Raw genomic sequence first — 17,893 nt, forward strand, 5'->3', positions numbered from 1 at the left:
GGCACTTCGCTGACACCTCGCTAGCCCTCGTCGGGGCCCGCGCGGCGGACGCAGAGCAGGCGGTCGCCGCGTTCGAGGGCGTCGACCTCGGGGGCGTCGATCGCGTGCACCTGCCCGTCGCGCACGACGCCGAGCACGATGTCGCGCAGGTGGCGCGGGGAGCCGCCGACCTCGCTCTCCGCCACCTGGCGCTCGCCGATGCTCATGCCCGCTTCCGGCGAGATCAGGTCCTCGACGACGGACACGACGGCGGGCGTGGTCGTCGCCATCCCGAGCAGGCGGCCCGCGGTCTCGGCGGACACGACCACCGAGTCCGCGCCCGACTGCCGCAGCAGGTGCACGTTCTCCGCCTCGCGGACCGCCGCCGTGATCATGATCTTCGGCGCCATCTCGCGGGCGGTCAGGGTCACCATCACCGCCGTGTCGTCGCGGTTGGTGGCGACGACGAGCGCGGTGGCGTGCGGCAGGCCGGCGGTGCGCAGCACCGAGGACTGGGTCGCGTCGCCGCGCACGGTCACCAGCCCGAGCGCCGACGCGGCGTCGAGGCGCCCACGGTCGGTGTCGACGACGACGATGTGGTCGACGTCCTGGCCGTCGCCGCGCAGCGTGGTCACGGCCGCCTGCCCCTTCGTCCCGTAGCCCACGACCACCACGTGGTTGCGCACGCGCGACCTCCACCGTCGGATGCGGAACGCCTGGCGCGACCGTTCGGTCAGCAGCTCGACCGTCGTGCCGACCAGGACGATGAGGAACAACAGACGCAGCGGGGTGATGACGAGGATCGTCCACAGCCGTGCGGTCTCGCTGACGGGGACGACGTCGCCGTAGCCCGTGGTCGAGAGCGACACCGTGGCGTAGTAGAAGGCGTCGATGATCCCGATGCCGTCGTCGTTGTTGTTGTCGATGTAGCCGTCGCGCTGGACGTAGACGATCAGGGCGGCCGCGGTCAGCGCTCCGAGCGCCAGCGCGAGGCGGCGCAGCAGGGCCACCACCGGCCCGATGCGCGTCTCCGGCATCGCCACGGTGCCGGCGGTGGGCCCCCCGGGCGCCATGTCGCGCGACACGCGGCTGCGCAGCACCATGCCCGAGCCCTCCCGACCTCCTCCGGCGGGCCGGTTCCCGCGGGCCGCGCCGGGAGGACACTACCCAGCGCGGCCCCGAGCCGGACTCACCTGGCAGGACCTCAGGTGGCGGGGTAGCGGTGGTAGCCGGGGAAGTTGCCGAAGAGGTTCTCCCCGGGCGGGCCCTCGGTGACGGCCTGCACGAGGTACTCGCCGCCGACGAACGCGCCCTTCCACGACTCGCCGCGTCCGCCGAACGCCTCGTCCTTGTCGCCGCGGGAGCGCAGCTTGTTGATCCCGACCTTGAAGGCCTGCACCTGCTCGGCGAGGCGCTCGGCGTGGTCGGTGTCGTCGGAGGCGATGCTCGCGACCAGCGCGCCGTTGGAGGCGTTCATCTGGGCGAGCAGTTCGGCCTCGGTGTCGACGACGACGATCGAGTCGACCGGGCCGAACGGCTCCTCGTGCATCAGCCGCGACGCCCCCGGCGGGGCCAGCATCGACACCGGCGCGTGGTAGGCCGAGGTGTCCTGACCGTCCAGGAACCGGCCGTTCTCGCGGCTGCCGCGGTAGAGCGGGATCGCGCCGTGGCGCAGGGCCTCGGCGACGCTCTCGTCGAGCTCCTCGGCCTTGCCCGCCGAGATCAGCGGGCCGTAGTCGAGCGCGGGCAGGTCGTCGGTGCTCCCCGCGGAGGAGGCGTCCACCGCGAGCGGGTGCCCGAACTGCACGCCGTCGAGCACGGGCAGGTACGTCGCGAGGAACTGGTCGACGAGCTTGCGCTGCAGGACGAAGCGCGGGTAGGCGGTGCAACGCTGCTTCGCGTACTCGAAGCCCTTCTTGAGGATCTCCGAGAACGCGTCCCAGTCGGAGAACTCCCAGATGCCCCAGGTGTTGAGGCCCTCCTGCTCGAGCATGTGCCGCTTGCCGGTGTCGGCGAGCTGGGCGGCGACCTTGCCGCCGTTGGAGCGCCCGCCGACGAACGCGAGGGCGCCGATCTCGGGCGAGCGGATGAGCGCGTCGGAGAGCTCGGAGCCGTCGCCGGAGAGCAGGGTGACCGGCAGGCCCTCACGGGCCATGAGGGCGTGGGCGACGGTCAGCGTCATCCAGCCGCCCTGGGTGGGGGTCTTGGCGACGACGCCGTTGCCGGCGAGGAGCTGCACGAGCTCGGCGTGCACCTGCACGCTCATCGGGTAGTTCCAGCTCGCGATGTTCGAGACCGGACCCTCGAGCGGCACGCGCTTCGCCGGCGCGCCCTCGACGTCGCGGGAGAGCATCCCCTCGATCTCGTCGACGTACCAGCGCACACCCGAGATACAGCGGTCGACGTCGGAGCACGCCGCCTTCCACGGCTTGCCGATCTCCCAGGCCAGGAGCAGCGCGAGGTCGTCGCGCGCCCCCTCGAGGGCGTCGAGCGACGCGGACACCTTGCGGCGGCGCTCGTCGAGCTCCGTGCCGGCCCACCCGCGGTGGGTCTGCGCCGCGCGCTGGACCGCGTCGGTGGCGGAGGCGGAGTCGAGCTTGAGCATGGTCCCGAGCGACGACCCGTCGTTCGGGCTGATCTGCTCGGACGGCGTGCCGATCGCCCGCCACTCGCCGTCGACCAGGTTGGCGGGCCCGTCGTCGGTGAAGGCCTCGCCCACCAGGTCGCGCACGCGCCCGGTGACCGCGGACCAGGTCAGGTTCTCGGGGACGTGAAGGGTGCTGCTGTCGTCGCTCATGGCCGTCCTCCCGGTGGCGGTCGTGGGCAGCCATCGACCCTAGGCAGGACGACGGGCCCACGGGAACCGCCGGACCGGAGGGGACGGGAACGGATCGGAGGGGGGCCACCACCCCGCGTGACCGCGGATCCGGATCCTCGGGACGGACCGGTCAGGCGCGCTCGGCGGTCAGGAAGGTCGACCTCCCGTTGAGCCGCTGCGTCAGCGGATCGAACTCGCGGCCCCAGCCGTCGGCGACGGCGGTCGCGAGGTCGCGCCGCACGGCCCAGCCGCGCTCGGCGAGCCAGTCGCCCGGGTCGGGCCGGTGGTCGGTGTGGATGAGGGCGGACATGTCCACGCCGATCCCCGCCGCGATCCGGCGGAAGCCCGGGTCGGAGAGCTGGTCGCCGAGGTTGGTGAAGTCCTCGACCGCGATCCGCGAGCCCGGCGCCGAGCGCTCGTCGACGGCCGCGAGCAGCCCGTCCTGCGCCTCGGCGGGCAGATAGGGCAGCAGGCCCTCGGCGAGCCACGCCGTCGGGGCGGACGGGTCCAGGCCGGCGTCGTCGAGCGCGCCGGTCCAGTCGTCGCGCAGGTCGACGGCGACCGGACGCCGGTCGCACCGCGCCTTGTCCTCGGCCAGGACGTCGTCCTTGAAGGTCAGCACCGCCGGCTGGTCGACCTCGAAGAGCGTCGTGCCGTCCGCCCAGTCCAGGCGCTGGGCGCGCGCGTCGAGACCCGCCGCGAGGATGACGGCCTGGCGCACGCCCGCGTCGCCCGCGGCATCGAAGAACTCGTCGAAGAACCGCGTGCGGACGCCCATGTAGCCCGACATCATCTGCCAGAGCTCGTCCTCGGAGTCGTCGCGCGGCGCCACGGGCCGCGTCGGCAGCGGCGTGGGCGGCGCGGCGGCGTCGACGAAGCGCTCGGCGTAGGGATCGGAGATCAGGGCATCCGTACGGTGGGTGTCGACGGACCGTCCGGCCGCCACGACGAGGGCGGTCAGACCCACGCTCGACACGATGTCCCACTGCTCGTACCGGCTCACGGTGCGGCCTTCCGTAGACGTTAGTTCGGCTAACAATCTATGAGATCGTGAGCGTGCATCAACGATGAGTGATCAGATCGACACGACCCGTGACGCGCTGAGGTCAGCACGCGGCCGCGTCGCTGAGCGGTCCACCCGCCCGGGTGAATAGTTGAAATCTTGAGTCAGAGATTGGGCATCCTCACGTCACCACTCGTGACAGCGACCCGCGCCGGCCCGCTCCCCGTCCCTCGACGGAGCGACGCCGCGGAACGGGTCGGACCGGGATGCGCGGTGGTGCACCGCGCCGACGTGGAGGAGAGACCGTTGGACCACGATCCCCGGTGCACCCGCACGGACGCCACCCACTGCGACACCACCGAGCCCACGCACCGTGATCCTGCCCGGCTGGACGCCGATCCGGCCGCCGCGGCGCCGGTGCACGACCCGCCGCCCGGCGTCGACTGGCTGACGGCGCAGATCGAGGTCGACGAGTGCGACGGCTACGTGGTGCTCGCCGTGGATCCCCAGACCGGCGAGGTCGACGCGCACGGCCCGTTCCCGGGGTTCGAGGCGCTGGAGGCCGCGCAGTCGATGCGCGAGACGCTCGACCGCGAGGAGCTCGCCGACGTGGTCATCCGCGTCGTGCGGTGGCACCAGGAGCGGCCCGGGCAGGCCGCCTGATCAGCGGTGCAGCACCTGCAGGATCCCGGCCGCCAGGCCCTCGGCGTAGCGCTGCCGGCCCGCTGGGTCCTCGGTGCGCGCGGCGTCCGCGGGATCGGCCATGTTCGCGCACTCCACCAGCGCCGCCGGCACCCGCGCGAGCGTGAGCCCGGCGAGGTCGGGGCGCCGGTCGAGGCCGCCCTCGCCCCGGTACGTCGAGGTCCCGAACCCCTGCGCCTGCAGGCCCGCGACCAGCGCCCGGCCCAGCGCCGCCGACGGCTCCCCCTGCGAGGGCGAGAGCGCCGGGTCGGAGAGCGCGACGTGGAAACCTCGCCCACCGCGCGGCCCCGAGTCGGCGTGGATGGACACCGTCAGCGCCGCGCCCGCCTCGTTCGCGATCTCCGCGCGGCGGTCGACGCACGGCCCCACCCCGGTGTCGTCGGGTCGCGTCGAGCGCACGGCGACACCGCGCGCCTCCAGGATGCGCGTGACGCGCGCGGCCACGTCCCAGGCGAAGGCGTGCTCGGCGTAGCCGCCGGCGGTGTCGGTGCCGGTCGTGTTGCAGGGCTTCCTGCCGCCGCGCCCGTCGGGCACCTCGCGGGCGATCTCGTCCGACGCCGCCGCGTTGCCGCCGTTGTGCCCGGGGTCGAGGACGACGATCGGCGCCGGCTCCGCCGCTCGGACGGCCTCGCGGGCCTGCGGCGTCGGCACGGGCGGCGGCGGTGGCGGTGCCGCTCCCCCACAGGCCGCGAGGACGAGCAGCAGGCCGCCGAGGACCAGGGGCGCGCGCACGACTCCGCATGGTGCCCTCCGGGCATGTGAGCACTTCGGAGTGCCCGGGCACTCGAAAGTGCTCACATGCGCGGAGCGCACCAGGCCCGGTCCGAGGCGCCCCGGGCCACGAGCACGGGGTCGTAGCGCCCGGGGGTCGCCGACATGTGCACCTGGTCGGTGACGCCCTGGTAGGCGCCGAGCGCGGTGTCGGCGGTGAACGTCTCCGGGTCGAGGTAGCGGTGGCGCTCGTCCGAGCCCGCCGTCGCGTGGGCCCACTCCCGGTCGAGGATCCCCAGCGAGAGGATCCACAGCGCGACGCGGGTCAGCGACACGTGCACGTGGTACGAGCCGCCCTCGGTCGCCCGGCGACGCAGGGCGGCCACCACCCCGGCCTGGGCGAGCCACGGGACGATGTAGTCGTTGACGACGAGGATCGGCGGCAGCCGCGGCGCCGCACCGCCGCCCTCGAGCAGCATCATCCCGGTCACCGACCCCGCGGACTGGTCGAAGCCCGGCCGGCCCGCCCACGGACCCTCGAGGCCGTGCAGGGAGACGGAGACGTGCACGATCCCCGGCCGTTCGGCGGCGGCCTTCCCGGGCGTCAGCCCGATCTCGTCGAGGAACGCGGGGCGGCGGTTGTGGAAGAAGACGTCGGCGCCGGCGAGCAGCTCGGACAGCGCGTCGCGGTCACGGCGCGGGTCGAGCCACGCCGAGCGCATCCCGACGTTCGCCGACGCGTAGGTCGTCTCGTGCTCGGACTCGCCCGGGCGCCACAGGTTGAGCACGTCGGCGCCGTGCAGCGCGAGCGAGCGCCCCAGGCCCGCGCCGGCGATGACGTGCCCCATGCCCAGCGCCCGCAGCCCCGAGAACGGCTGCTCCCCCGGCGGCGGCAACGGCTCGGGAGCGCCGTCGGCGGTCTTCGTGACCTCCACCAGGGGCAGGTCGGCGAGCACGTCGGTGTACTGCGGCTCGGCCAGCATCTCCGGCAGTGAGCGCACCATCGGCATGACGACACCGGCCTCGGCGGCGGCGAGCTCCAGGGTGGGGGCGTCCCAGCGCGCGACGGCGTCGGTGACGGCCGCCTTCGTCAGCGGCACCCCGAGCAGGTCCTGGGCCCGTTCCCGCAGGCCCGGGTACATGTTCTGCGGCATCACCCAGCGCCCGTCGCCGCACCGGAAGAACGCGAACCCCATGACGTTCCCGGTCTCGAGCGACGACGCCACGGGGTAGCCGCCGAGGCGCTCCCACGTGCGGTCGTAGAACGGGCACAGGCGGTGCGGCGAGGCCCGCAGGTCGACGTGGACCTCCTGCCCGGGCCCGCCGCGGTCGCGGTGCAGCGCGGCGGCGGCGACCGACTTCGCCAGCAGCCCGATGCTCGCGGCCGACCCCACGCGCACCGGGCTCGGGACCACCGGGTCGGCACCGGTCACCGTCACGGCACCGCCCGCGTCGGCGGACGACAGCCCGAGCGGAGCCAGGACCTCGTCCAGCTCGGCGAGGGGGTCGAAGCCGTCGTCGCCGGCGATCGGGTCCTTCCAGGCGGCCTCGAGACGGGTCGTCAGAGCAGGCACTCGGGCACCTCCACGTACCGGGCGCGCAGGAACTCCGCGACGGCCTTGCCGGCGATGTCGGGGCGGCCGTTCGACGACGCGCCCTTGCCGAGGACGTCGTGGACGACGAAGTGCACGGCCCGCAGCGTCGGGAACTCGTGGCGCTCGACGGCGACGCCGGCGGCGTCGGGGAACAGGGCGCGCAGGCGTTCGGTGGAGAGCACCGCGCGCAGCCAGTCCCAGGTACGGTCGTCGGCCCCGGCCGGGATCCACAGCCCGACGTTCGAGTTGCCGCCCTTGTCCCCGCACCGCCCGTGGGCGACGAGCCCGAGCGGGGCGCGACGCGTGGGCCCGAGGTCCGGCGGGGGCGGGGCCTCGTCGGAGGGGCGCTGCCCGGTCGCGGGCGCCCGGACCGGGGTGTCCTTCACGGCGACGCGAGCGCCGTCCGCGGTGACCACCACGTGGTCGAGGACGTCGACCGGCACGAGGGCGGGCCAGTACTCGACGACCGGCGCGCACACCTTGAGCGGGTTGACGTAGAGCCCGGGGTAACCGGGCAGGAAGAGCCCGGTCATCGGCGCGACGAACGCCCGCGCGTCGACCTGGTCCTTCGACCGCGCCTGGGCGGTCACGAGGATCTGCTGGGCGGCCGCCCACTGGTCGGGCGGGTCCTCGACCGGTGTGCCGATGCGGTCGACGCGCAGCAGGCTCAGGTCGAGCCCGGCGGTGATCCGCTCGACGTGGGTGCGCAGCAGCGCGACCTTGGCCTCGAGGTCGAGCCCGGTGGCGTAGAACGCGACGCTCGACTCGTAGCCGCCCGGGGCGGTCATCGCGAGCTTGGTGGTCGGCGGGGGCGGTGAGCCGGTGACGCCGGCGATCTCCACGCGGTCCGGCCCGACCTCGGTCAGCGTGACGGCGTCGAGGTGCACCGTCACGTCGGGGTTGAGGTAGGTCGGGCCCTGGATCTCGTAGAGCAGCTGCGCGGTCACGGTGTCGGTGGTGACGGTGCCGCCCGCGGCGTCGTGCTTCGTGATCACGGCGGTGCCGTCGGCGGCGATCTCGGCGATCGGGTAGCCGAGGTCGTCGACGCGCGGGACCGCCCTGAAGCCGGAGAAGTTGCCGCCCGTGGCCTGCGGCCCGCACTCGATGACGTGGGCGGCCACCACCGCGCCGGCGAGCGCACCCCAGTCCTCGGTGTCCCACCGGTGCCACCAGGCCGCCGCGCCGACGGTGAGGGACGCGTCGGTGACGCGCGGGCAGATGACGACGTCGGCGCCGTCCGCGAGCGCGGCCGCGATGCCCCAGCCGCCGAGGTAGGCGTTGGCGGTGGTGGGCTCGAGACCGGAGTCGGCGAGGGGGACGCCGGTGTCGAGGTGCTCGAGGGCGCCGAGGGCGTCCAGCCGCGCGGACAGGTCGTCGCCCTCGACGTGCGCGACGACGAGCCCGAGCCCGGCGTCGGCGATCACCCGGCGGACCTCGTCGGCCAGACCGGCGGGGTTGAGCCCACCCGCGTCGACCACGAGCCGGGCGCCGCGCTCGGCGAGCAGCCCGACCGCGTCGGTGAACTGGGCCAGGAAGCTCTGCGCGTACCCGAGGGCCGGGTCCTTCGCCCGCTCGAGGGCGAGCTGGCGCAGGGTCGGCTCGGCGAGGTAGTCGCCGGTCACGACGTCGACGGGTCCGGCGAGGGCGTCGCGCAGGCCGGAGAAGCGGTCCCAGAGCCAGCCGGCGCAGTTGGCGACGCGGACGGGGCGGGAGACGGGCACAGGACCTCCGAGACATCGCGAACGGTCAGAGCTGACCGTTCGGAGTTTGCCTCGCCGACGCTCCTCGCGTCGCGTGAGCCAGTTCACAAAACTCTGAGAGCAACCTGAGCGCTCGCCACCCGTACGGCCGAGTGCCGTCCTGGTTGAGCGCTCTACGGTGGGGAGCGCAACCGGCCGCCGGTCGGAGCAACGAGATCACGCCCGAACGCGGGCACAGGGGGGATCATGAAGACGCTGGTGCTCGCCCTCGGAGGGTTGTCCGCGGCGTGGATGCTCGCGCCCGTCGTGGCCATGAGCGCGCGGGGCACCATCGACTCGCGCACCCGCGCCGCGTGTCGCGCCGCCGCGCGGACCGCACCGCCGTCCGTCCTCGCGATCCCCGCCCAGCGCCGCGGCGACCTGGACGACCGCGTCTCCGCCTGAGGCACCGAGCCGACCGCGCCCAGCGCCGCACCGCGTCAGACAGCAGCGGCGCCCGGGCGCGGGAGCGGCTCGAACAGCGAGCCCCCGAAGACGCCGCGCCCGGTGCCGACGCTCGCGAGCAGCGCGTCCTGACAGCGCCGTGCCAGCCGCGCGGCTGCCGGACCGCCGCCCCCGCCGTCGGGCCCGGCGCCGGCCGCGGCGATCTGGTCGAGAACGTGCTGCGGCCAGGCACTCATGTCGCCGTGCCCGCCGGAGCGGCCCGCCTCGCACGCGGCCTCGACGTCGGCCCACCGCGCGGGGTCGACGTCCCGGCGGCCCTGCTCGAGGAACAGCGTCCCGAGGTGCTCGCGGACGGCGAGCACGTTGTGCGGCGTGGTGGGGAAGCCGGCACGGAGCAGGATCGTCTCCGCGAGGTCCGGCGAGAGCCGCGGCGCGGGCGTGAGGTCGGGGCGGTGGCGCAGCGCGACCGCGAGCGTGAGGGCGAACAGGACGAGCACCGCCACGGTGCCGATCACGGTTCCCACGTCGAGACCTCCCCGGTGCCCGCCCCGGCGGCGGGATGCTCACGGAGTCGTCGGGCGAGATCAGGTCGTTACGCCCGCGCGACCCGCCGGACAGGGGGATCGATTCCGTGGCGCCGCGCCGAGGGGGTATCAACACCGCATGCGCTACCTCGAGGTCACGAAGCTGCGGGATCTGACCGGGCCGGGCCACACCGACGAGTTCGGGGTCGGCGGCACCGACCTCGGCGCCGCCGCCCTGGCCCCGGACGGGCGCCTCGTCGCGGTCTTCGGCGACACCTTCGAGCGCGCCGGGGTGGGTGGGCCGGGGTGGCGCTCGCCGGTGATCCTCTTCGCCGACCCGTCCTCGGTCGCGGACGGCGGCGGGCTGACGTGGACCGGGTCCGCCGGGCCGACGCACGGCTATGCCGACCAGGTCGTCGAGTACCACCACGGCTCCCGGGTCGGCGGCCGGTTCCTGGGCCTGGTCGGCGGCCTCAAGATCGGCACCGTGCTGCCGACCGACCTGATCACGGTCGGCGACGTGATGTACCTGCACGTCATGGTCTGCCAGCAGCTGGGGACCGTGCACTGGACCGAGGTGCACCGCTCCACCGACAACGGCGTGACCTGGGAGCCCACCGACACCTGGTGGCCCGGTGACCACCTCGACGGACACTTCCAGATGCTCACCTGGGAGCTGGGCCCGGACGGCTTCGTCTACGCGCTGACCACGGGGTTCCAGCGTGACAAGGGCCTGCTCCTGCACCGTGTGCCGGCCGCGAAGCTGCTCGACTCCGCCGCGTGGGAGAGCTGGGGCTTCGCCGACGGCACGTGGGCGTGGGGCCGTCCCGCCACACCCGTGCTGCCGGGTGCGTTCGGGGAGCTGTGCCTGCGTCGCGTCGACGGCGAGTGGTGGCTGTGCGCGTTCGACGCCGGGAACTACCGCGTCGACCTGATCCCGCTCCCCGACGGTCCGACGACCAACCTCCACACCGCCGAGCGCCTCACCGTGATCGCCGGCTGCTGGTGGCACGACGAGGACCACGGCTGCGGCCGCGTCGCCCAGCCCTACGGCGGCTACATCCTGCCCGGCTCGACGCCCGACGACTTCCAGCTCGTGATCAGCCAGTGGAACACCGAGACCAACTGGCCCTACCGCGCCATGCAGTTCCGGGCCCGGGTGCTGCAGAGCGCGTGACTCACCGCGGCACCTCGCGGGCGTAGACGACGGTGTTGTCGCGGTAGGACCCCGCGCTGCTGTCGAAGCTGCCGCCGCACGTGATCAGGCGGAGCTCGGGGCCGGGGGTCGGGCCGTAGACGCGGTCGGTGGGGAACCCGTCCTTGGGGTAGACGGCGACCTCGGTGACCTCGAACGTGACGGTCGCGCCGTCGGCGCGCGCGACCTCGGCGCGGTCGCCGGGACGCAGCCGACCGAGCTCGTAGAACACCGAGGGGCCGGCCGCCGCCGAGTCCACGTGACCGATGATCACCGACGGCCCCTGGCGGCCCGGGGTCACGGAGTAGCGGAACCAGGCGGCGTGGTCGTAGCCCGGCGAGCCCTCGGCGGGCACCTCCATCGTGCGGTCCGGGTTGAGGCCGACCTGATCGACCGGCGACGCGACACGGATCGCGGGCACCGTCAACGTCACCGGGGGCGACGACGACCCGAGCGGCTCCGCGGGCTCGGCCGCCCGCCCGGGCGGCGGCGACGCCAGCGACGGCGGGGGCGGCGGTCCGGCCCCGCTCGCGACGGGTGCGGGCGGCGGACCGGTCTGGTGCGCGAGCGCCCAGCCCACCAGCGCGACCCCCAGCACCGCGAGCAGCGCCGCCCCGGCGATCAGGGCCCGCCGCGTCCGGTCGGGGCCACGCGCGGGCGCCGGCGTGGGCGCGGCGGGGTCGGTGGCGGCGGGGTCGGTGGCGGCGGGGTCGGTGGCGTCTTCCTCGGAGATCACGAGCGCGTCATCCACCTCGGCGTCGCCCGCCGGGTGCGTCACGCACTCCTGATCTCCGGCCGAGGGCGCGGTGCCGGACTCGGCGTCGGCGTCGGCGGCGCCGTCGACGCCCCCGGAGATCACGAGCGCGTCGTCCACGTCCGAGCCGCTCCCCGGGTGCGTCACGCGCTCCTGATCTCCCGAGCCGTCGTCGGGTGCGGCGTCCACCGGCCCTCCTCCCGCCGCGCCGAGGCTACGCAGACAGCGACCCCGCACACCGCGTGGTGTGCGGGGTCGCTGCCGTCGATCCCTGCCCGCGCGTGATCAGCTCTCCTGGCGGCGACGACGGGCCGCCGTCGCGCCGAGGGCGCCCGCGCCCGCGAGGGCGAGCGCACCCGCGCCGATCATGCCCGCGTGCTCGACGCCCGAGGTCGAGCCGCCGCCGGTCGCGACGCCGCCGGACGGCGTCTGGCTGGCGCCACCGCCGGAGCCACTGCCCGAGCCGCTGCCCGAGCCGGAGCCGCTACCCGAGCCGTCGGCCCCGGCACCGCCGGCACCACCGGCACCACCGGCACCACCGGCACCGGCCTCACCGCCCGCGCCCGGCTGCCCCTCGGCGCCGGGCTGCCCCGGCGCGCCGGCCTGACCCGGCGCCCCCGCCTGGCCCGGAGCGCCTGCCTGCCCCGGAGCGCCTGCCTGCCCCGGCGCGGCCTGGCCCGCGGCACTCGGCTGGGCGGGAGGCGGCCCCTGCTGCGCCGCGTTCTGGGCGCACCCGCCCAGGATCCCGAGGCCGAGCGCCCCGATCAGTACCGGGGCCGCGACCAGACGCGTCCTGCTGTTCAAGATCACGATGTCCTCCACCCGAATCCGTCGCGTTCACGTCCACCCCCGACAAACGGGCGCGACGCGGTCGAGGGGACCCTTCCCTACGTTCATGTCCGTCACACACAACTGAACGGCGAGGTTGCGGCGAACGGGCGTTGATCAGCCGCTGAACGGGCCCCCGGCCGGGGTCGTCCGAACCACTACGGTCCGCCTGGTGCTCGGCATCGTGCGGCCCTGTCGCCACCACCTCTCATCGGACCTCCGCCGGCGCTGGATGGGACACCTCTGCGGCACGTGCCTCGCCCTGCGTGACGACCACGGCCAGCTCGCCCGCACCGCCACGAACGTCGACGCCCTGCTCGTCTCGGTCCTGGCGGCCGCGCAGACCGCCGGGGACGGGACGACGACGCGCCGCGCCGGTCCGTGTCCGGCGCGCGGCATGCGGACGGCGACGGTCGTGTCCGGCGACGCCGCGAAGCTCGCCGCGCACGCGGCACTGCTGCTCGCGGCCGGGCACCTCGCCGACCACGTCGACGACGGCCAGGGCGCCTTCCGGCACGGTCCGGTCGCCACGGTGGGCCGACGGGTGGCCTCCCGGTGGAGCGACCGCGCCCGCGCCACCGCGCCAGTCGGGTTCGATCCGTCGGCGCTGCTCGCCGTGCCGTCCCGCCAGTACGCGGTCGAGCACGCCGGCGGTGCGGTCACCCTCGAGGACGCGACCGCCCCGACCGCCGACGCGGTCGCCGCCGCCTTCGCCCACACCGCGGTGCTCGCCGGGCGCCCCGGCAACGCCGCGCCGCTGCACACGGCCGGCGCCGCGTTCGGCCGGCTCGCGCACCTCCTCGACGCGCTCGAGGACCTCGACGACGACCGTCGCGACGGCCGCTGGAACCCCGTGGACGCGACCGGCGCCGGCGTCGGGGCCACGCGGGCGCTCGCGCGCCGCCAGGTCGCGACGCTCGCGGCCACCCTCCCGGACCTGGAGCTGTCCGGCGGTCCGGACGCCCGGCTCGCCCATCGTCTCCTGGTCCACGAGACCGACCGCGCGCTGGTCCGCGCGATGGGCCGGTCGGAGCAGCCGTCCACCGACCAACCGCCGCAGCCCGGCGACAGGCCGCCGGTCCGTCCGCCGCGCGGGTTCGTCGCCGGCTGCGGCGCCGCGGTCGGCCTCTGTTGCACCGGACAGATCTGCTGCTCCGAGGAGTTCACCGGCCCGTGGAGCGGTCAGCCGCGGTCGAGCCCCTGCCCCACCTGCATCGACTGCTCCTCGTGCGGCTGCGACTGCTGCGACTGCTGCTCCGACGGGGACAGCTGCTGCAGCTGTTGCGACTGCGGCAGCTGACCCCATCCGGCGTCACGACGACCGACGAACGGACGAACTCGCGCGCCGAAGGGGCGACCCGCCGTTCCCCACCCGCTCCCGGCACGTTGGACCCGTCCGGGTGATGCTGACGCGCGACACGGTGCCGGGGGCGCCGTGACGTCCGTCGGCCGTCCGGCCGCAGCGGGGTTCGTCAGGAGCGGAGGCTCGGGGAGCGCATGTCGCAGGCGACGGTGGTGGCGGGGCGCTACCAGCTCGGGCCGTCCCTGGGACGCGGCGGCATGGCCGACGTGCACGCGGGCCTCGACGTGCGTCTCGGCCGCGAGGTCGCGGTCAAGGTCCTGCGCGCCGACCTCGCGCGCGACCCGTCGTTCCGGCTGCGCTTCGAGCGCGAGGCCCAGAACGTCGCGGGCCTGAACCACCCCGGGATCGTCGCGGTCTACGACACCGGTGAGGTGCCGACCGAGCAGGTCGGGCTGCCGTTCATCGTCATGGAGTACGTCAGCGGCTCGACGCTGCGCGACATCCTGCGCACCCACGGGCCGATGCCGCCCGAGCGCGCGTGCGCGGTGATGGCCGACGTCTGTGCGGCCCTGGGCTACAGCCACGAGCACGGCGTGGTGCACCGCGACGTCAAGCCCGCCAACATCATGATCACCCCGGGCGACGTGGTGAAGGTGATGGACTTCGGTATCGCCCGCGCCCTCACCGAGACCGGGCCCGCGCTGACCGGCGACATGGTCATCGGCACCGCCCAGTACCTCTCGCCCGAGCAGGGCCTCGGCCAGGAGGTCGACGCACGGGCCGACGTCTACGCCGCGGGCTGCGTGCTCTTCGAGCTCCTCACCGGCGAGCCCCCGTTCACCGGCGACAGCCCGGTCGCGATCGTCTACCAGCACGTGCGGGAGGACCCGCCGCTGCTCGAGACCCTCACCCCGCCCGGCGTGACGATCTCGAGCGAGCTCGAGGCCGTCGTCCGACAGGCGATGGCCAAGAACCCCGAGAACCGGTACGCGACCGCGGCCGAGATGCGCGCGGACCTCCTGCGGGTCCTGGCCGGCGAGCGCCCCGACGCGCCGGCGATCCTCGCCGAGCACGAGCGGGTCAGTGGCGAGGACGAGGAGCCGACCGACCCTGGCCGTCGCTCCTGGCGGGGGCTCACCGGGTCGCAGCGGGTCGTCGACGTCGACGACGTCAGCAGCACCGCCGAGACCCGTCTGACCCCGGAGATCGCCCGCGGGACCCGGACCGGCGCCCACGCCGCGGCCACCCGCACGCGTCCGCGGCGACGCCTCGCGGTGGTCGCCCTCGGCCTCGTCGCGGTGCTGGGCCTGGGCGGCTGGGGGCTCCTGGCCGGCAGCGACAGCGAGGTCCCGCAGCTCGTGGGCCTCACCCGCGACGACGCGGTCCGCGCGGTCACCGACGCCGGCCTCTCGCCGCTCGTCGTTCCCGTGCCCTCGGCCCCCGAGCAGCAGGACCACGTCCTCTCGGTGACACCCGACGTGGGCGCGTCGGTCGACGAGGAGTCGCCGGTGACGCTGCGCGTCGGCCGCGGCCCCGGCCTGATCCAGGTGCCGCTGCTCGTCGGGCGCAGCCCGGAGGCCGCGCGGGTCGCCGCGGAGGGCGCGGGCCTCGTGCTCACCCCGGTCCCGAAGCTGCGCGAGACCAGCGACCCGACCGAGGTCGGCCAGGTCGTCGGCCAGGACCCGGTGCCCGGCTCGCTGCGCCCGCCGGGCGGCGCGATCGAGCTGACCGTCGGACAGCGGCGCGCGACGCTCCAGGTCCCGGACGTGACGGGGCGCTCGCGCGACTCGGCGGAGGCCACGCTGGAGGGCGTGGGCCTGGAGGTCTCGTTCCAGGAGGTCGACGGCGGCGGCGCCGCGGGCACCGTCGTGGCGCTGCGCCCCGGCGTCGGCACCTCGGTACCGCGCGGCAGCACCGTCACCGTCGACGTCGTCCGCGCGGGGTCCGCTCCCTCCTCGGGAGCTCCGGCCTCCGGCGCCCCGGGCAACGGGGCGACCGGGAACGGCGGGACCGCGGGCGGCGCCCAGGGCGGGGCCCAGGGCGGCGGCACCGCGAACGACGGCACCGGCGGCACCGGCGACGGCGGCGACAGCGGTGACGACGACGGCGGCGGGATCGGCGGCCTGTTCGGCTGACGGGTCGCCGCGACGGAGCGAGGGACGCCCTCGCTGCGCCGCGCGCCACCGGTGACGGGTCGAGGGGCGCCCTGGCTGCGCCTCACGCAGCGAAGGACGCCCTCGCGCCACCCCCACCTCGCTCGCGCGCCACCGGTGACGGGTCGAGGGGCGCCCTGGCTGCGTCCCACGCAGCGAAGGACGCCCTCGCTCCACCTCCGACCTCGCTCGCGCGCGCCGTCGGCACGGAACGGCGCGGGCTGGAGTCCACCGGACGGCGCATCAAGAGCGGCCGCGTGCCCACCGATGCAGAGGGTGACCGCACAGCGGCTCACGCACAGGCCCGTCGCACCGAGGGACGTGATCCAGATGTTCCGCCGCTCGACCTCCTCCGCCGCTCTCGCCGTCTCCCCCGAGGAGGACGCACCGGAGTCCGTCCCGGGGGCCCGGCACACCCGCCGCGCGCAGCAGCAGCAGGCCAGCAACGAGGCGGCGCTCAAGGCGCGCCTCGATCGGGTCCACCGGCGCCTCGCGGAGGTCGGCTCCGTGCAGGTCACGGGGCGTGTCCACGCCATCGACAACGACGCCGCCCGGCGCGACCCGCTGACGCGGCCGTTCGCCCTGCCCGACGGCACGCCCATGCCGCGGCACCGCGCGGCGACGCCCACGACGGCCGCGATGCCCCGACCGGCCTGAGCGGGCGACGCGCGCACCCGCCGACCCGCTGTCACTCCGGGTAGTACTGCGCCGCGATTATCGCGAACCCCCTGGTGAGCACTCCGCTCGCGAACACAGACTGTCACCATCTCGGGCAACCGCACCGAGGGAGGTGGCGTCGCCGGGCCGACGGTGCCCGGTCGCGAGGAGGTCGGCGGAGTGCACTCCGTGGAACCCGTGCCCCGGCCGGCGGCCGGACGTCGAGCGGTCCGGGGCCGGCCGCTCACGGTGCCGCAGCTCGAGCTCACGCACGGTGACCAGCGCCTCGTCGTTCCGCCGGGGCAGGGCGTCACGATCGGCCGCGACGAGGCGGCCGGCTTCCAGGTCGTGCACCCCCTGGTCTCGCGGGTCCACGCCGAGCTGCGGGCGCTGCCCAGCGGGTGGGAGCTGATCGACCGCAGCCAGAACGGGATCTTCGTCGCCGGTGAGCGCCTGCAGCAGCTCCGCCTCTCCCCCGGGGCGACGCCGCGCCTGACCCTCGCGCTCGGCCGCGGCGGGCCCGAGGTGTCGCTGGTGCTCCGCACCGTCGCCGCCGACCCCGGCGCCCCGCCCGTGCCCGCGGCGGCGCCGCTGACACCCCCGGGACCCCGCCCGGAGCCCGCCCCCGCCGGACCGACGCCGATCCCCGGGGCCGGACCGACACCGACCCCCGCGGCCGGCACCCGTGCCCCTGACAGCCCTGCCCCCGATCGCGCCGCCCCCGGTCACCCCGCCCCCGAGCGCCGCGCCCCGTCCCCGGTCCGGCCCGCCGACGTCCCCGAGCCCGCGGGACCGAGCCGGCAGGGCCGGTTGTCGGCGGTGCACCGGCTGCCGTCGGCGCCCCCGGCGACAGCCGGTGCGCCGGGGCCGGACCCGTCCGGCGCCCTTTCCGCCGCCCCGGCCGGCCACGCCCCCGCCGCGCACGGCCGCATCCGGATCGGGCGCGCCGAGGACAACGACGTCGTCGTCGCGGACCTGCTCGTCTCCCGGCACCACGCCGAACTGGTCGGGGACGCCGCGGGCGGCTGGGAGCTGGTCGACCTCGGCAGCCCGAACGGCACCTACGTCGACGGTCAGCGGGTCCGCCGCACCGCGCTGCGCCCCGGGATGCTCGTGGGGATCGGGCATGCCCTGTTCCACCTCGACGGTGACCGGCTCGTCGAGCGCGAGGACGCCGGCGCGATCGCGTTCCGCGCGCAGGACCTCGTCGTCCGGACACCGCAGGGACGCACCCTGCTCGACCGGGTCGGCTTCGCCCTGGAGGAGAACAGCCTGCTCGCGGTGGTCGGCCCGTCGGGCGCGGGGAAGTCGACGCTGCTGCGCGCGCTGACCGGCTTCCGCCCCGCCGACGAGGGCGTGGTCACCTACGCCGACCGCGACCTCTACGCCGACTACGACGAGCTGCGCCAGCGCATCGGCCTCGTCCCCCAGGACGACATCCTCCACCCGCAGCTCACCGTCCGACGCGCGCTCGCCTACGCCGCGCGGCTGCGGTTCCCGTCGGACACCACCGCGACGGAGCGGGAG

At 75.4% G+C, this 17,893-nt stretch carries 16 protein-coding genes; 7 read left to right on the forward strand and 9 right to left on the reverse strand.

From position 1 onward, the window contains the following. Nucleotides 1–20: 20 nt before the first annotated feature. From ACR9E3_RS31045 to ACR9E3_RS31055, 3 genes are all read right to left on the reverse strand, one after another. The gene (locus ACR9E3_RS31045; RefSeq protein WP_460384853.1) at nucleotides 21–1,082 is read right to left on the reverse strand and encodes a potassium channel family protein; all 1,062 of its coding nucleotides are present in this window, start codon (nucleotides 1,080–1,082) and stop codon (nucleotides 21–23) included. 101 nt (nucleotides 1,083–1,183) lie between these two features. After that, the gene (locus tag ACR9E3_RS31050) at nucleotides 1,184–2,776 is read right to left on the reverse strand and encodes an aldehyde dehydrogenase family protein (RefSeq protein ID WP_460384854.1); all 1,593 of its coding nucleotides are present in this window, start codon (nucleotides 2,774–2,776) and stop codon (nucleotides 1,184–1,186) included. A 151-nt stretch (nucleotides 2,777–2,927) separates the two neighbouring features. Then, complete coding sequence (locus ACR9E3_RS31055; RefSeq protein ID WP_460384855.1) at nucleotides 2,928–3,800, reverse strand: SAM-dependent methyltransferase; 873 nt, start codon at nucleotides 3,798–3,800, stop codon at nucleotides 2,928–2,930. 306 nt (nucleotides 3,801–4,106) lie between these two features. Here ACR9E3_RS31055 and ACR9E3_RS31060 point away from each other — a divergent pair, with 306 nt between their 5' ends. Further along, on the forward strand, nucleotides 4,107–4,463 hold the full coding sequence (locus ACR9E3_RS31060; protein WP_460384857.1) for a hypothetical protein: 357 nt from the start codon (nucleotides 4,107–4,109) through the stop codon (nucleotides 4,461–4,463). On the opposite strand, the gene ACR9E3_RS31065 is transcribed toward ACR9E3_RS31060, so the two are convergent. The 3 genes from ACR9E3_RS31065 to ACR9E3_RS31075 all read right to left on the reverse strand — a co-directional run bounded on the left by ACR9E3_RS31065 (nucleotide 4,464) and on the right by ACR9E3_RS31075 (nucleotide 8,529). After that, on the reverse strand, nucleotides 4,464–5,234 hold the full coding sequence (locus ACR9E3_RS31065) for an N-acetylmuramoyl-L-alanine amidase (protein WP_460384858.1): 771 nt from the start codon (nucleotides 5,232–5,234) through the stop codon (nucleotides 4,464–4,466). Between the two features lie 62 nt (nucleotides 5,235–5,296). Continuing rightward, entirely contained in the window at nucleotides 5,297–6,787 is a 1,491-nt protein-coding gene (locus tag ACR9E3_RS31070) for a CoA transferase (RefSeq protein ID WP_460384860.1), read from the reverse strand. Then, entirely contained in the window at nucleotides 6,775–8,529 is a 1,755-nt protein-coding gene (locus ACR9E3_RS31075) for an acyclic terpene utilization AtuA family protein (protein WP_460384862.1), read from the reverse strand. Before ACR9E3_RS31075 ends, ACR9E3_RS31070 begins: the two co-directional genes overlap by 13 nt. 225 nt (nucleotides 8,530–8,754) lie before the next feature. On the opposite strand from ACR9E3_RS31075, the gene ACR9E3_RS31080 reads away from it, so the two are divergent. Further along, nucleotides 8,755–8,952, forward strand: a complete 198-nt coding sequence (locus ACR9E3_RS31080; protein ID WP_460384863.1) for a hypothetical protein — start codon at nucleotides 8,755–8,757, stop codon at nucleotides 8,950–8,952. Nucleotides 8,953–8,987: 35 nt separating this feature from the next. Here the strand turns inward: ACR9E3_RS31080 and ACR9E3_RS31085 are convergent, their stop codons facing one another. Further along, entirely contained in the window at nucleotides 8,988–9,476 is a 489-nt protein-coding gene (locus tag ACR9E3_RS31085) for a hypothetical protein (protein WP_460384864.1), read from the reverse strand. A 139-nt stretch (nucleotides 9,477–9,615) separates the two neighbouring features. On the opposite strand from ACR9E3_RS31085, the gene ACR9E3_RS31090 reads away from it, so the two are divergent. Continuing rightward, on the forward strand, nucleotides 9,616–10,653 hold the full coding sequence (locus ACR9E3_RS31090; RefSeq protein WP_460384865.1) for a DUF4185 domain-containing protein: 1,038 nt from the start codon (nucleotides 9,616–9,618) through the stop codon (nucleotides 10,651–10,653). 1 nt (nucleotide 10,654) lies between these two features. On the opposite strand, the gene ACR9E3_RS31095 is transcribed toward ACR9E3_RS31090, so the two are convergent. Both ACR9E3_RS31095 and ACR9E3_RS31100 read right to left on the reverse strand, forming a co-directional pair. Continuing rightward, on the reverse strand, nucleotides 10,655–11,614 hold the full coding sequence (locus tag ACR9E3_RS31095; protein WP_460384867.1) for a class F sortase: 960 nt from the start codon (nucleotides 11,612–11,614) through the stop codon (nucleotides 10,655–10,657). Between the two features lie 96 nt (nucleotides 11,615–11,710). Then, entirely contained in the window at nucleotides 11,711–12,235 is a 525-nt protein-coding gene (locus tag ACR9E3_RS31100; RefSeq protein ID WP_460384869.1) for a hypothetical protein, read from the reverse strand. Nucleotides 12,236–12,425: 190 nt separating this feature from the next. Between ACR9E3_RS31100 and ACR9E3_RS31105 the strand changes: the two genes are divergently transcribed. The 4 genes from ACR9E3_RS31105 to ACR9E3_RS31120 all read left to right on the forward strand — a co-directional run. Next, nucleotides 12,426–13,553, forward strand: a complete 1,128-nt coding sequence (locus ACR9E3_RS31105; RefSeq protein ID WP_460384870.1) for a DUF5685 family protein — start codon at nucleotides 12,426–12,428, stop codon at nucleotides 13,551–13,553. Between the two features lie 197 nt (nucleotides 13,554–13,750). Continuing rightward, nucleotides 13,751–15,691 (forward strand): Stk1 family PASTA domain-containing Ser/Thr kinase, encoded by a 1,941-nt coding sequence (gene pknB, locus ACR9E3_RS31110; RefSeq protein ID WP_460384872.1) that lies wholly within the window; start codon nucleotides 13,751–13,753, stop codon nucleotides 15,689–15,691. A gap of 339 nt (nucleotides 15,692–16,030) precedes the next feature. Continuing rightward, the gene (locus ACR9E3_RS31115; protein WP_460384873.1) at nucleotides 16,031–16,366 is read left to right on the forward strand and encodes a hypothetical protein; all 336 of its coding nucleotides are present in this window, start codon (nucleotides 16,031–16,033) and stop codon (nucleotides 16,364–16,366) included. A gap of 189 nt (nucleotides 16,367–16,555) precedes the next feature. Next, a partial coding sequence (locus ACR9E3_RS31120; protein WP_460384875.1) for an FHA domain-containing protein occupies nucleotides 16,556–17,893 on the forward strand: 1,338 nt, incomplete at its 3' end.

It is taken from the genome of Actinomycetospora sp. C-140 (genome assembly GCF_054796175.1).